Genomic DNA, 13880 nt, shown 5'->3' with positions numbered 1-13880 from the left:
CATGGAGACCCAGGCCGGTGATCCGGGCGCCTTCGCGCACTTCGATCTGAACCGCGTCGCCTCGCCCGCCTTCGTGGTGGACGAGGCCGCGGTGCGGCGCAATCTGGCCGTGCTGAAGGACGTGCGCGACCGGGGCAACGCCCGGGTCCTGCTGGCGCTGAAGGCCTTTTCCATGTGGTCATTGGCGGACGTCGTCGGGGAGTACCTCGACGGCGTCTGCGCCTCCGGTCTGTGGGAGGCGCGGCTGGCGCGCGAGTTCTACAAGGGCGAACTGACCACCTATTCGCCCGCCTACAAGGCCGAGGATCTGCCCGAGATCCTGCGCCTGTCCGACCACGTCATCTTCAACTCGCCGGATCAGGTGACGCGCTTCGCCGACTTGATCGCCAAGGCCCGCGCGGCCGGCGAGACCTTCGAGATCGGCCTGCGGCTAAACCCCGAACATTCGGAAGGACAGGTCGCCAAGTATGACCCCGCCCAGCCCTGCTCGCGTCTGGGCTATCCGGTGTCGCAGCTGACGCCGGAAAAGATGGTCGGCATCGACGGCATCCACATCCACGCCCTGTGCGAACAGGACTTTCTGCCCCTGTCGCGCATCTGGGCGGCGGTCGAGCCCAAGCTGGCCCCGCTGCTGGGCGACGTGAAGTGGATCAACCTGGGCGGCGGCCACCACGTCACCCGCGCCGACTATCAGATCGAAGACCTGGTCGCCTTCCTCAACGACATTCAGGCGCGCTACGGCGTCACCGCCTATCTGGAGCCGGGCGAGGCCGTGGCCCTGGACGCCGGCATCCTGATCGGGGAAATCCTCGACGTCTTCGACAACGGCATGCCCATCGCCATCACCGACATCTCGGCTACCTGTCATATGCCGGACGTGATCGAGGCCCCCTATCGCCCCGCCATGCTGCATGAGCCCGAGGACGGCGTCACGGTGCGCCTCGGCGGCCCGTCCTGCCTGGCCGGCGACATCATCGGCGACTACGCCTTCGCCGAGCGCCCTGTGCCCGGAACGCGCCTCGCCTTCCTGGATCAGGCCCACTATTCGATGGTGAAGACCAACACCTTCAACGGCGTCCCCCTGCCCTCCATCGCCCTGTGGAACAGCGCCACGGACGAGCTGCGGATGGTGCGCGAGTTCGACTGGTCGGAGTTCCGCGACCGGCTGTCTTAGGTCTTTTACGACGTCACCAAACCTGCCTCTGCCCAGCAAGGACGGACAATACCGGCTCACCTTCCCTGCCTGATATAACAGGGTTCCCGCATGATTGACTTGAATGCGCGGTGACTTCAACTTGAGCGACATGTTCTAATTGAACCTTCGTTGAAGAGACATCATGTCCGTTGCTGCCCTTTTCGCCGCCGCGCTTATCAGCGTCGCGCCTCAGGATTCCACGCCCTCGACTTCACTGGGCGAACCGGTTGAGGTCGAGGACATCATCGTGAACGGTCGGAGATTCGAGGAAGCGGCCGCTCGGTATGTTGGGGCGGTCGCCAATCCCGCCGGTAGTCGCGGCCTGGCGCGTTGGCGGAGCGAGGTTTGCGTCAGCGTCGCCAACCTGCAGCCAGAGGCCGCGCAACACATTATCGATCGAATATCGGCAGTCGCGATTGACCTGGGCCTCACGCCTGGCGACCCAGGATGCAACCCCAATATCATTATTTCGGTTACGGATGACCCTTCTGGCCTAGCGGCTTCGCTCGTGGGTCAGTCCTTCAGGTCTTTTCACACCGGCGGCAGCGGCACGGATCAGGGACGCGCCAAGCTTAACGCCTTCATAAGGGACGAACGCCCAGTGCGCTGGTGGCATCTCAGCTACCCTGGCAATGCCGAAACAGGCGAGCTAGCCGTGCGGTTGCCAGGTTTTTATGACGCGAAGGGCATGATGGCCAATGGGAGCGATGTTCACGCCTACGCGCCATCAGTAAGGACGACCAGCGCATCTCGTATTCGCTCAGCCATTTCCGATTTTCTGTCCCAGGTCATCATCATCGTCGATACCGACGAGGTGGGGTCCCTCTCGCTCGACCAACTGAGCGACTACTTGTCGATGGTCGCCTTCGCCCAGATCGACCCCGCAGGGCAAACTCGGGAATTCAGCACCATTCTAAATCTGTTCGATGAAACCGTAGCCACGCCCGCCGGTCTGACAAGTTGGGACAAGGCCTACCTCTCAGCGCTCTATCAATCTGACTTGACGCGTATCCAGATCGGCAACCAGCGGTCAGCCCTAGCCGCAGCAGCCTTGGCCGCCAAGGCAGAGGCTGATCAGCCTATGTCCGGGAACTAGGAAGACCCGAGCACAGCCCGCGCCGCCGCCGCATCCGCCTCGATCTGCACCTTCAGCGCATCCAGCCCGTCGAACTTCATCTCGCCGCGCAGGAAGGCGACCAGCTCGGTCTCAAGCGTCTGGCCGTAGAGGCTTTCATCGAAATCCAGCAGCCAGACTTCCAGGAGGGGCTGTGCGATCTCGAACATGGGGCGGACGCCAAGGTTGGCGACGCCCTTGATGACCCGTCCGTCCGGCAGGCGTGTGCGGGTGGCGTAAACGCCGTAGGCGGGCCGCATATAGTCGCCCATGGCCACGTTGGCGGTCGGCACGCCGATGGTGCGGCCACGCTTGTCACCGTGGATCACCTCGCCCTGGATGGCGAAGGGACGCCCCAGGATGGCGGCGGCGCGGTCCATGTCGCCGGCCTTCAAGGCCTCGCGCACGGCGCTGGACGACAGCTTCAGGCCCGAGGCGTCGTCGATGCGGTCGGTGACGGAGACGGCGAAGCCCAGGCTCTCGCCATAGGTGCGCAGCAGGGTGGGCGAGCCGGAGCGGCCCTTGCCGAAGGTGAAGTCGAAGCCGACGGCGGCGTGGACGATGCCCAGACCTTCCGACAGGACGCGACGGGCGAACGCCTCGTCGCTCATCCCCGCCATCTCGGCGTCAAAGGGGATCAGGTACAGACGATCGACGCCCAGCGGCGCAAGCGCTCGGGCCATCTGGTCCGGCGACATCAGGCGAAAGGGCGCGGCCTCGGGCTGGAAAAGGCGGCGCGGGTGGGGGTCGAAGCTGACAACGCCGAGCGGAACGCCCAGACGCTGTGCCGCCTCGCGGGCCGAGGCGATGACCGCCTGGTGGCCGCGATGCACCCCGTCGAAGGCGCCGACGGCCACCGCCGCCCCGCGCTGCGAGGCCGGCAGATCGCGCCAGCCGCGGATGACCTCAACCACCTCGGAGACTCAGCGGGCCGAGGGCTTGCGGCGACGCGGCACGCGCACGACGGCGACCCCGTCCATGATCAGCTTGTCGCCGACGAAGCCCTCGCACTTCAGTTGGGCGCGGGCGCCCTCCTGATCCAGTTCGATCACCGTGATGACGATGCGGACCGAATCGCCGATGCGGACCGGGAAGTGGAAGGCCAGGGTCTGCGAAATATAGATCGACCCGGCGCCCGGCAGGATGGTGCCGACCACCGCCGAGCCGAAGGCGGCGCTGAGCAGGCCATGGGCGATGCGGCCGCGATAGGCGGTCTTGGAGGCGAACTCCTCGTCCAGATGCACCGGATTGAAGTCGTCCGACGCCTCGGCGAACAGGCGAATCCGGTCCTCGGTGACGTGGACGATCTTCTGCGCGGCCATGCCGACGTGGAGTTCGTCGAGGATGTAACCGCCCGACGGATGCTGTGTGACGTATTCGACCATGTGCGGGCTTTACGGCAGGTGCGACGAAATGGCGAGCCTCACCACGCCAGTTCGAGCGCGGCGTAGCGGGCGAAGGTCGTCTCGGCCCGGAGCAATTCGGCTGCGAGCGCCGGGTCCAGCGCCCCGTCCGGCCCCTTGGCGGCGTCGCCGTGGATGCCCTGGGCGATGAAGAGGCAGTCCAGCGCCTGCTCGGCGGCGCCCAGGACGTCGGTGATCACGCCGTCGCCGATGCACAGGACGCGCGAGCGATCGACGGGGCGGCCCATCAGGGCCTGAGCCTCGCGCAGGGCCAGTTCATAGATGGGGCCGAAAGGCTTGCCGGCCATGACCACGCGCCCGCCCATTTCCTCGTAGAGATCGGCGATGGCGCCGCCGCAATAGATGATGCTGTCGCCCTTCTGCACGATGCGGTCGGGGTTGGCGCAGATCAGTTCCAGACCGCGCTCGACGGCGGGAATCAGACGCTGGCGATAATCCTCGGGCGTTTCGGTCGCGTCGTCGAACAGGCCAGTGACCGACAGGAAGGCGGCGTCCGAGGCGTCATGGGCGCTGGTCAGGTTCAGCCCCTCATAGAGAACGAAGTCGCGGTCGGGGCCGATGATCCAGGCTGGCCCGGGGGCGCGGCGGGCCAGCTCGGCGCGAGTGGCGTCGCCCGAGGTGACGAAGGCCTTCCAGGCGCTGCGCGGCACGCCCAGCGCATCCAGTTGCGCCACCACGTCCGACGAGGGGCGCGGCGAGTTGGAGATCAGGACGACATGGCCGCCCTTTTCATTGAACTTCGTCAGGGCCTCGCAGGCCACGGGCCAGCTTTCGCGGCCGTTATGGATCACCCCCCAGACGTCGCACAGCAGGATGTCATAGTCGTCGGCGACGGCGGACAGGCGGGGCAGGGCGTGAGGCAGGGTCATGGAGCGCTTATAGCCGCCGCGCCGCCGGGGGAAAGGCCGCAGCCGGCTCCAGTCCCCATCGGGCGCCCGTCGCTTTCCCTCTTCGCCCTCGCCCTGCTTCCTGCTAACCGGCTTTCAGCATGAAAATTTCTCGCCTCGCTCTCGCCGCCTACGGCACCGCCCTCGTCGTCATCGTGCTGGACCAGCTGACCAAGGCCATGGTCCTGGGCGCCATCGACGCGGCCCACATCTCGCAGATCCCCGACGGCTATCGCATCGCCGAGGTCATGCCGCCGATCTTCAACCTGACCTATGTGTTGAACACGGGCGTCAGCTTCGGCCTGTTCGGCGGCGGCGCCGGGCGCTGGATCCTGAGCGCCTTTTCGGTTCTGGTGGCCGTCGCCCTGGCCGTCTGGGCGACGCGTTCGGACCGAAAGCTGATGATCGCCGCCATCGGTCTGGTGATGGGCGGCGCCCTGGGCAATGTCTTCGACCGCATCCGCTTTGGCGGCGTGGTCGACTTCCTCGACTTCTCGGGAACCGGCCTGTTTCCGTGGATTTTCAACATCGCCGACGCGGGCATCACCGTGGGCGTCGTCCTGCTGATCCTCGACAGCTTCCTGTCGGAACGCCGCTCCACGGTTGGCGCGGCCCACGAAAAGTCGTAATCACCCCCTCTTCGTTACCGTCCCGAGCCAGCGTCATTGGACGCGCCTCCCGGAGCCGAGCTGACCCTATGCGTATCCGTAGCGCCCTCACCGTGGCCCTTCTCGCCACCACCGCCCTCGGCCTGACCGCCTGCTCGAGCATGAAGCAGAGCATCGGCCTGACCAAGGTCGTGCCCGACGAGTTCGTCACGGTCGCCAGCGCCCCGCTCTCCGTACCGCCCGAGTACGGCCTGACCCCGCCGTCGCCAGGCCAGCCGCGCCCGCAGGAGCTGGCGCCGGAAAGCGCCGCCCGTCAGATTCTTCTCGGCCAACGCCAGGCTGTGACGCGTACCGGCGGCGAACAGATCCTGGTCAACCAGGCCGGCGCCGACCGCGCCGATCCCCTGGCTCGCTATGTCGTCGACGACGAGTTCGGCGATCTGGCGCACAAGGAAGAAAGCTGGGCCAACCGCGTCATGTTCTGGCGCAAGAACGATCCGGCCACCCAGACCGCGACCGTTACCCAGACGGCCGATGGTGCGCGCACCATCGACGCCAGCACCGAACACGCCCGCCTTCAAGCCCTCACGGGCACGCAGCAGGGCATCACGATCGCTCCGCGTCAGGACCGCGGCTTCAAGCTGCCCGGCCTCTAAGACTTCAGGTCCAGCCAGACCCGAACGGGCGCGCTTCGTGAATGTGGGGCGCGCCCTTTTTCTTGCGCGGCCTCAGGCGGTCAAGACGCGCGGCAGCTTGAACGAAACAGTCTCTCGCGCGCCGTCGTCCTCGGTCACGGTCGCGTCGAAACGGGCGCGGATGGCGTCGATCAGGGCCTCGATCAGAGGCTCGGGGGCCGAGGCGCCGGCGGTGACCCCCACCGTGGTCACGCCCTCGAACCACGACCATTCCACATCGCCCGCGTCATCGACCAGACGGGCGTCGCCCGCCCCGGCCTTCAGGGCCACATCGACCAGGCGCGCCGAGTTGGACGAGTTCTTGGACCCGACCACCAGCACCAGCTGGCAGCCCTCGCCCAGACGCTTGACCGCTTCCTGACGGTTGGTGGTTGCGTAGCAGATGTCTTCCTTGTGCGGGTCCGGCAGTTCCGGGAATCGCTGCTTCAGCGCCGCCAGGATGTCGGCGGTGTCGTCCACCGACAGCGTCGTCTGGGTCGCATAGGCCAAGGGCTGATCGCCGGGTCGCTGGAAGGCCTCGGCGTCCGCCACCGTCTCGACCAGGCTGATGGCGCCGGGCGGCAGCTGGCCCATGGTGCCGACAACCTCGGGGTGGCCGGCGTGGCCGATCAGGATGATATGCCGTCCCGCCGCATGATGGCGCTCGGCCTCGACGTGGACCTTGGACACCAGGGGGCAGGTGGCGTCGAGGAAGAGCATCTCGCGCGACCGCGCCGTCGCCGGCACCGACTTGGGCACGCCGTGGGCCGAGAAGACCACGGGGCGGTCGTCCGGGCATTCGTCCAGTTCCTTGACGAAGACCGCCCCCATGCCCTTCAGCCGTTCGACGACGTGACGGTTGTGAACGATCTCGTGGCGCACATAGACGGGCGCCCCGAACTTCTCGATGGCGCGCTCGACGATCTGGATGGCCCGGTCCACCCCAGCGCAGAAGCCGCGCGGCGTGGCGAGGCGCACGTTCAGGGGGCGGCGGTCAAAACTCGAGGGCGGTACGGGCGCGTTCATGGGCGGAACCTAGTCGCTCACGCGTCTTGCCGCCACTGGCTGCGTGGTCGCGTTTGCCGCGCCTCGCTTTAGCCGCTATCACCACCGAGCGTGGCCTGGTCGGACGTCCGATCGTTCCACGCCCCCTTCGACTGCCGGAAAGCTCCTGATGCGTCGCGTCCTGACCGCCCTTGCCGCCCTCTCCATCGCGGCCGTGCTGATTCCCCAATCCGCCGAGGCCCAGTCCAGCGGCCGCCAGGGCGGCCAGCAAAGCCGCGAACAATCGCCCGACCAGGGAACCTCGCAGAATGCACGTCGCGTGCGCATCGCGCCGCTGAACCGCCGCGCCAACGCCGGCCCCTGCCCCTACGTCAAGGTGCTCTACGACGCCGCGCGCTATGTCGAGATGGCCGACTTCAGCCGCCCCTCCGCGGCGGGCGTCGGCTTCACCGGCGAGATCGAAGGCGTCTCGGCTGACTGCGTCTATCGCGAATCCGACCCCATCCGCCTGGACTTCAACGTCCTGTTCAACCTCGGCAAGGGCCCGCAGGCCAGCGGCGACGGCCGCACCTATCGCTACTGGATCGCCGTGACCGAACGGAACAACGCCGTCCTGGCCAAGGAATACTTCGACCTGCCGGTCGATTTCGCGGGCCAGCAGACCGCCTCGGTCCAGCAGGCCCAGTCCATCGTCATCCCCCGCGCCGACGCCACCACCAGCGGCAACAACTTCGAAGTCCTGATCGGCTTCGACGTCACGCCTGAAATGGCCGAGTTCAACCGCTCGGGCAGCCGCTTCCGCGTCACCGCCGGCCAGACCCAACCGAATCCCTAAAAGCCATGACTGATCTCAAGACCTCTCTCAGCGAAGCGGTCGGGTCCGCCTTCGCCGCCGAAGGCGTGGACAAGGCCCTGGCCCGCGTCACCGCGTCCGACCGCCCCGACCTGGCCGACTTCCAGTCGAACGGCGCCTTGGCCGCCGCCAAGGCGCTGAAGGCCAATCCGCGCGAGCTGGCCGTCAAGGTGGCCGAACGCCTGAGCAACGATCCGCGCCTGTCCTCGGTCGAGGTCGCAGGTCCCGGCTTCATCAACCTGAAACTGTCTGAGGCCGCCCTGGCCCAGCGCGCGGCCGAGGTCGCGGCGGACGAGGAACTGGCCGGCGCCTCGCGCGTCGAGCCGCGCAAGGTGGTCATCGACTACGGCGGCCCGAACGTGGCCAAGCCCATGCACGTCGGCCACCTGCGCAGCGCCATCATCGGCGAGAGCCTGAAGCGGCTGTTCCGCCTGCGCGGCGACGAAGTCGTCGGCGACGCCCACTTCGGCGACTGGGGCTTCCAGATGGGCCTGCTGATCACCGCCTGCGGCGACGAGGGTCTGGCCGACGCCTTCATGGCCGAGGGCGACGGCCCCTTCCCGGCCGAGACGCCGGTGACGCTGGCCGACCTCGACCGCCTCTATCCACTGGCGGCGGGCAAGGCCAAGGAAGACCCTGCCTTCCGCGACCGCGCCCGCAAGGCGACGGCGGAGCTGCAGGGCGGCCGCCCCGGCTATCGCGCCCTGTGGTCGCACTTCGTCGCCGTCAGCCGCGAGGCGTTGAAGCGCGAATATGACGACCTGTCGGTCGATTTCGACCTGTGGAACGGCGAAAGCGACGCCGATCCCCTGATGGGCGAGATGATCGCCGATCTGAAGGCCAAGGGCCTGCTGGTCGAGGACGACGGCGCCCAGGTGGTCCACGTCGCCCGCGACGGCGAGACCCGCAAGAAGAAGCTGGCCGACGGCTCGGTGATCGAGGCCCCGTCGCCCCCGCCGCTGCTGGTCATCAGCTCGGAAGGCTCGGCCATGTACGGCACGACCGATCTGGCGACGATCCTCGACCGCAAGAAGTCGATCGGCCCGGACTTGATCCTCTATGTCGTCGACGAGCGTCAGGCCGAACATTTCGAGCAGGTCTTCCGCGCCGCCTATCTGGCCGGTTACGCCCCCGAGAAGTCGCTGGAGCACCTCGGCTTCGGCACCATGAACGGCGCCGACGGCAAGCCCTTCAAGACCCGCGCGGGCGGCGTCCTGAAGCTGCGCGACCTGATCGATCAGGCGACGGACAAGGCGCGCGAGCGTCTGCATGAGGCCAAGCTGGGCGACGACCTGCCCGCCGAGGAGTTCGAGGACATCGCCCACAAGGTGGCGGTCGCCGCGCTGAAATTCTCGGACCTGTCGAACAACCGCACGACCAGCTACGTCTTCGACCTCGACCGCTTCATGAGCTTCGAGGGCAAGACCGGCCCCTATCTGCTGTATCAGGCCGTGCGGGTGAAGTCCCTGCTGCGCAAGGCGGCCGAACAGGGCGTGGCCCTGGCCCCTATCGTCATCAAGGAAGCCGCCGAGCGCGACCTGGCCCTGACGCTGGACGCCTTCGACGCCGCCACGGCCGACGCCTATGACAAGCGTTCGCCCAACCTGATCGCCGAGCACGCCTATCGCCTGGCGCAGAGCTTCTCCAAATTCTACGCCGCCTGCCCGATCCTGGTCGCGCCGGACGCCGCGACCAAGAGCTCGCGCCTGGCCCTGGCCGCCGCCAGCCTGCACCAGCTGGAAACGGCGCTGGACCTGCTGGGCATCGAGACGCCCGAGCGCATGTAATCGACGCCGTTCTCGGCTATAGGGGGAGGCTTCGACAAGGAGCCTCCCCTTTCATGTCCCTCGACGCCTACATCGCCGGCCTGCCCAAGGCCGAACTGCACCTGCACATCGAGGGCTCGCTGGAGCCCGAACTGATGTTCGAACTGGCGCAGCGCAACGGCGTCGCCATCCCCTACGACAGCGTCGAGGCCGTGCGCGCGGCCTATGACTTCTCGAACCTGCAGGACTTCCTCGACATCTATTACGCGGGCGCCGCCGTGCTGCTGACGCGTCAGGACTTCGAGGACCTGGCCTTCGCCTATTTCCAGCGCGCTGCGGCCGACAACGTCCGCCACGCCGAGATCTTCTTCGATCCCCAGACCCACACCGACCGGGGCGTGCCCTTCGGCGTGGTGGTCGAGGGTCTGATCGCGGGCATGGACCGGGCCAAGGCGGAGCTGGGCGTCACCAGCGGCCTGATCCTCAGCTTCCTGCGCCATCTCAGCGAGGACGAAGCCTTCGCCACGCTGGAGGCCGCCAAGCCCTACCTGCACCACTTCATCGGCGTCGGGCTGGACTCGTCCGAAGTCGGCCATCCGCCGTCGAAGTTCCAGCGCGTCTTCGCCGCCGCCCGCGAGCTGGGCCTGAAGCTATGCGCCCACGCCGGCGAGGAAGGCCCGCCCGCCTATGTGCACGAGGCCCTGGACCTGCTGCACATCGACCGCATGGACCACGGCAACCGCTCGATGGAGGACGAGGGCCTGATCGCGCGTCTGGCCGCCGAGCAGATGACGCTGACGGTCTGCCCGCTGTCGAACCTGAAGCTGTGCGTGGTCAAGGACCTGAAAGACCATCCGGTCCCCGAAATGCTGCGCCGCGGCCTGCACGTCACCCTGAACTCGGACGACCCCTCCTATTTCGGCGGCTATGTGAACGCCAACTACATCCAGCTGGCTGAGGCCGTCGGCCTGACCCGCGAGCAGGTGACGCAACTGGCGAAGAACAGCTTCGAGGGCAGCTTCCTGAGCGACGCCGCCAAGGCCGCCCGCATCGCCGAAGTGGACGCCTACGCGGCGGCGCACTGATCCTATTTTTCGTCATCCTCCGGCGAGCGGAGCGAGACCGGGGGACCCAGCGGCGCGCGCGAGCGCGAAACATACACGCGCTGCGCTCGCCGGAAAGGTCGCCTTCTGCGCCGCTGGGTCCCCCGGTCGGCGCCGCTGCGCGGCTGGCCGGAGGATGACGGAAGGGGCGTTGATCAGCCGAGAAGCTGAGCCGCCTCGACCTCAACCACTCCCAGCGCCGCAAAGCTCGCCTTGGCCGCCGCCGCCGTCTCTTCGGCAATCGCCCGGCAGGTGTCCTCGATAACCACAGCCCCGAAACCTTCGCGCACGGCGTCCTCAGCGGTGAAGCGGACGCAGTAGTCATAGGCCAGACCGCACAGGAAGATGCGGCTCACGCCCCGGTCGCGCAGCAGGCCCCCCAGGCCTGTCGCCGTGCTGTGGTCGTTCTCAAAGAAGCCGGAATAACTGTCGACCGCCGGGTTGTAGCCCTTGCGGACCACAGCCAGGGCCTTGACCACGGCGGGGGCGACGTCGGGGTGAAAGTCCGCCCCCGGCGTCCCCTGCACACAATGGTCCGGCCACAGCATCTGCGGGCCGTAAGCGACCTCGATCTCGGTGAAGGGGGTTGCTCCGTCGTGGTTGGAAGCGAAGCTGATCTGGTCCGGCGTGTGCCAGTCCTGGGTGGCGATCACCGTGTCGAAGCGTTCTGCCAGGCGGTTGATCAGGGGCATGATCCCCGCCCCGCCCTGAACCGCCAGGGCGCCGCCCTCGCAGAAGTCGTTCTGGGCGTCGATGACCAGAAGCGCGTCTGATGCGGTGATCCTCATGGCTCAGGCCGCCGCGATCTGATCGACCTCGCTGGCCGAGCCGAGGGCCACCGGGATGCGCTGGTGCAGTTCGGTCGGGATCACGTCCAGGATGGCCTGCTGGCCGTCCGTCGTCGCCTTGCCGCCCGCCTGTTCGATCAGGAAGGCCATGGGGTTGCCCTCGTACATGAGCCGCAGTTTGCCCGGCTTGTTCGGCTCGCGCTTGTCCCACGGATAGAGGAAAACGCCGCCGCGCATCAGGATGCGGTGCACGTCGGCCACCATGGCGGCGACCCAGCGCATGTTGAAATTCTTGCCGCGCGGACCGTCCGCGCCCTGCAGGCAGCCGTCGACATAGCGCTGGACGCTCTCGGCCCAGTGGCGCTGGTTCGACATGTTGATGGCGAACTCCTTGGTGTCCGCCGGGACGGTGATCTTCTCGTGCGTCATCAGCCACTGGCCGTCGTGCGACAGGGTGAAGCCCGCCACCCCCTGACCCGTGGTCAGCACCAGCATGGTCTGGCCGCCGTAGAGGCAATAGAGGGCCGCGACCTGCTGACGGCCCGACTGCAGGAAGTCGGCCTGGGTCGGCGTCGCCGTCGGCGACTTCAGCACCGAGACGATGGTGCCCACCGGGGCGTTGATGTCGATGTTGGACGAACCGTCCAGCGGATCGAACAGGACCAGGTATTCGCCCGCCGGGTTGGTCGCCGGCTGGACCGTGTCCATTTCTTCCGACGCCACGCCCGCCACAGCCGGGCAGGCCAGCAGCATGTCGGTCAGGACGTCGTTGGAGATGACGTCGAGCTTCTTCTGCTCCTCGTCCTGGACGTTGACGGCGCCCGACGCGCCCAGGGCCCCGACCAGGGCCCCGCCCGAGACGATCTTGCGGATTTCGACGCAGGCGGCGGCGGCGACCGTCAGGGTCTGGGTCAGGCCCTGCGGCAGATCGAGAGAGGCCAGGTGGGCGGCGAGGTCGGTGCGGGCGGTCATGGCGGCCTTCAATCCTGTGGCGAGGGAGGTCGCGCCCCTCATGGCCCTTCGGATCGTGCACGGCAAGCCCGGCGCCGCTTGACTTCGGCTCGGAGTCGGGGCCTTAGGTCGCACGCTCTCGCGGGAGAGATCGGCGGTCGCGCAGCGGCCGTCGGGGCCGAAGGCGCAACCGCCCCGGAAACGCTCAGGCAAAAGGACCGCGAAAGCGCACGGACGCTGGAAAGTCGCCCCCCTTCCCGGGATTCATGGGCGCGCCGACGGAGCAAGGCCGCCCCCGTTTCCGGGGATGGTCGGAATCTCTCAGGCTTCAGGACAGCGGGGGCGCGACGACGGCGAAGCTATCGCCGCAACCCGCGACCGGAGGATGCTCGATGAGCGACCAGGCCCTGAAGACCACCCCCCTCAACGCGGCGCATCGCGCGCTCGGCGCCCGCATGGTCGGGTTCGGCGGCTATGACATGCCGGTCCAGTACGAAGGCGTCCTGACCGAGCACCGCTGGACCCGCGAACACGCCGGCCTGTTCGACGTCTCGCACATGGGTCAGGCCAAGATCACCGGCGCCGACGCCATCCAGCAATTCCAGCGCTTCGTCCCGGGCGACTACGAGATCCTCAAGGCCGGCAAGCAGAAGTACTCGCTGCTGCTGAACGCCGAGGGCGGAATCATGGACGACCTGATGGCCGGAAAGCCGGACCATGACGGCCTCTATGTCGTAGTCAACGCGGGCAACAAGGACGCCGACTTCGCCTTCCTGAACGCCAACCTGGCCGGCGACGCCAAGCTGACCGTGCTGGACGACCGCGCCCTGCTGGCCATCCAGGGACCGGAAGCCGCTGAGGTCATGGCCAAGCACGAACCGGTGCTGGCCGACATGGGCTTCATGGATTCGGCGCGCCTGATGCTGTTCGGCGTCGACTGCTATGTCTCGCGCTCGGGCTACACCGGCGAGGACGGCTATGAGATTTCGGTGCCGAACGCCGACGCCGAACGGGTGTGGAACCTGCTGCTGTCCGACGCCCGGGTGAAGCCGATCGGTCTGGGGGCCCGCGACTCCTTGCGCCTCGAAGCCGGTCTGCCGCTGCACGGCCACGACATCGACGCCTCGACCAGCCCGGTCGAGGGCGCGCTGACCTTCGCCCTGTCGAAGTCGCGCAAGGAAGCCGCCGACTTCAACGGCGCCGAGACCATCCTGAAGCAACTGGCCGATAGCCCCTCGCGCGTCCGCATCGGTCTGCACGTCAAGGAAGGCGCGCCGGCCCGCGAAGGCGCCGAGATCGCCGACATGGACGGTAATGTCATCGGCAAGATCACCTCGGGCGGCCCGTCGCCGACCCTGGGTCACAACATCGCCATGGGCTACGTCCCGCCGGCCTTCGCCGAACTGGGCTCGGACCTGAAAGTCATCGTGCGCGGCAAACCTGCCGCCGCCGAAGTCGTCGCCACCCCCTTCGTGGCCACCCGCTACTATCGCAAACCTAAAGCCTGAGAGA

The 13880-nt window shown here is 67.4% G+C and carries 14 protein-coding genes and 1 riboswitch; of the genes, 8 read left to right on the top strand and 6 right to left on the bottom strand.

What is annotated here, in order from left to right:
• The first annotated feature begins 1 nt into the window (after nt 1).
• Together ACI2KI_RS09280 and ACI2KI_RS09275 are read left to right on the top strand one after the other, a co-directional pair.
• Nucleotides 2–1174 carry a carboxynorspermidine decarboxylase gene (locus ACI2KI_RS09280; RefSeq protein ID WP_404619472.1) on the top strand — a complete coding sequence of 391 codons (1173 nt, stop codon included), beginning with the start codon at nt 2–4 and terminating at the stop codon, nt 1172–1174.
• Between the two features lie 163 nt (nt 1175–1337).
• Nucleotides 1338–2291: a hypothetical protein gene (locus ACI2KI_RS09275; protein ID WP_404619470.1), complete on the top strand. Its 954-nt coding sequence runs from the start codon at nt 1338–1340 to the stop codon at nt 2289–2291.
• Here ACI2KI_RS09275 and ACI2KI_RS09270 read toward each other — a convergent pair.
• The 3 genes from ACI2KI_RS09270 to ACI2KI_RS09260 are packed head-to-tail and all read right to left on the bottom strand — an operon-like array spanning nt 2288 to nt 4602.
• Nucleotides 2288–3223, bottom strand: coding sequence for a bifunctional riboflavin kinase/FAD synthetase (locus tag ACI2KI_RS09270; RefSeq protein ID WP_404619468.1), 936 nt, complete (start codon nt 3221–3223; stop codon nt 2288–2290). The two genes, ACI2KI_RS09275 and ACI2KI_RS09270, sit on opposite strands and share 4 nt — an antisense overlap.
• Before the next feature lie 9 nt (nt 3224–3232).
• Nucleotides 3233–3694 (bottom strand): MaoC family dehydratase, encoded by a 462-nt coding sequence (locus ACI2KI_RS09265; RefSeq protein ID WP_404619466.1) that lies wholly within the window; start codon nt 3692–3694, stop codon nt 3233–3235.
• A 38-nt stretch (nt 3695–3732) separates the two neighbouring features.
• A complete protein-coding gene (locus tag ACI2KI_RS09260) occupies nt 3733–4602 on the bottom strand; it encodes a TIGR01459 family HAD-type hydrolase (RefSeq protein ID WP_404619464.1) in 870 nt (289 codons plus the stop codon).
• Between the two features lie 119 nt (nt 4603–4721).
• On the opposite strand from ACI2KI_RS09260, the gene lspA reads away from it, so the two are divergent.
• Both lspA and ACI2KI_RS09250 read left to right on the top strand, forming a co-directional pair.
• A complete protein-coding gene (gene lspA, locus ACI2KI_RS09255) occupies nt 4722–5249 on the top strand; it encodes a signal peptidase II (RefSeq protein WP_313472079.1) in 528 nt (175 codons plus the stop codon).
• Between the two features lie 68 nt (nt 5250–5317).
• Complete coding sequence (locus tag ACI2KI_RS09250) at nt 5318–5884, top strand: DUF3035 domain-containing protein (protein WP_292083973.1); 567 nt, start codon at nt 5318–5320, stop codon at nt 5882–5884.
• A 72-nt stretch (nt 5885–5956) separates the two neighbouring features.
• Here the strand turns inward: ACI2KI_RS09250 and ispH are convergent, their stop codons facing one another.
• The gene (gene ispH, locus ACI2KI_RS09245; RefSeq protein ID WP_404619462.1) at nt 5957–6928 is read right to left on the bottom strand and encodes a 4-hydroxy-3-methylbut-2-enyl diphosphate reductase; all 972 of its coding nucleotides are present in this window, start codon (nt 6926–6928) and stop codon (nt 5957–5959) included.
• A 148-nt stretch (nt 6929–7076) separates the two neighbouring features.
• Here ispH and ACI2KI_RS09240 point away from each other — a divergent pair, with 148 nt between their 5' ends.
• The 3 genes from ACI2KI_RS09240 to ACI2KI_RS09230 are packed head-to-tail and all read left to right on the top strand — an operon-like array spanning nt 7077 to nt 10611.
• A complete protein-coding gene (locus tag ACI2KI_RS09240; protein ID WP_404619460.1) occupies nt 7077–7742 on the top strand; it encodes a Tat pathway signal sequence domain protein in 666 nt (221 codons plus the stop codon).
• Nucleotides 7743–7747: 5 nt separating this feature from the next.
• The gene (gene argS / locus ACI2KI_RS09235; protein WP_404619458.1) at nt 7748–9547 is read left to right on the top strand and encodes an arginine--tRNA ligase; all 1800 of its coding nucleotides are present in this window, start codon (nt 7748–7750) and stop codon (nt 9545–9547) included.
• 53 nt (nt 9548–9600) lie between these two features.
• Nucleotides 9601–10611 (top strand): adenosine deaminase, encoded by a 1011-nt coding sequence (locus tag ACI2KI_RS09230; RefSeq protein ID WP_404619456.1) that lies wholly within the window; start codon nt 9601–9603, stop codon nt 10609–10611.
• Between the two features lie 173 nt (nt 10612–10784).
• Here the strand turns inward: ACI2KI_RS09230 and pncA are convergent, their stop codons facing one another.
• Both pncA and ACI2KI_RS09220 read right to left on the bottom strand, forming a co-directional pair.
• The gene (gene pncA / locus ACI2KI_RS09225; RefSeq protein WP_404619454.1) at nt 10785–11417 is read right to left on the bottom strand and encodes a bifunctional nicotinamidase/pyrazinamidase; all 633 of its coding nucleotides are present in this window, start codon (nt 11415–11417) and stop codon (nt 10785–10787) included.
• A 3-nt stretch (nt 11418–11420) separates the two neighbouring features.
• Complete coding sequence (locus ACI2KI_RS09220; RefSeq protein ID WP_404619452.1) at nt 11421–12389, bottom strand: class 1 fructose-bisphosphatase; 969 nt, start codon at nt 12387–12389, stop codon at nt 11421–11423.
• 111 nt (nt 12390–12500) lie between these two features.
• Nucleotides 12501–12599: riboswitch (glycine riboswitch) on the top strand.
• Nucleotides 12600–12760: 161 nt separating this feature from the next.
• Between ACI2KI_RS09220 and gcvT the strand changes: the two genes are divergently transcribed.
• Complete coding sequence (gene gcvT, locus ACI2KI_RS09215; RefSeq protein ID WP_404619450.1) at nt 12761–13876, top strand: glycine cleavage system aminomethyltransferase GcvT; 1116 nt, start codon at nt 12761–12763, stop codon at nt 13874–13876.
• The last annotated feature ends 4 nt before the right edge of the window (nt 13877–13880 follow it).

The sequence above is a fragment of the Brevundimonas sp. NPDC046655 genome (genome assembly GCF_044901625.1).
GTDB lineage: Bacteria > Pseudomonadota > Alphaproteobacteria > Caulobacterales > Caulobacteraceae > Brevundimonas.
This window is presented reverse-complemented; position numbering and strand designations above follow the sequence as displayed.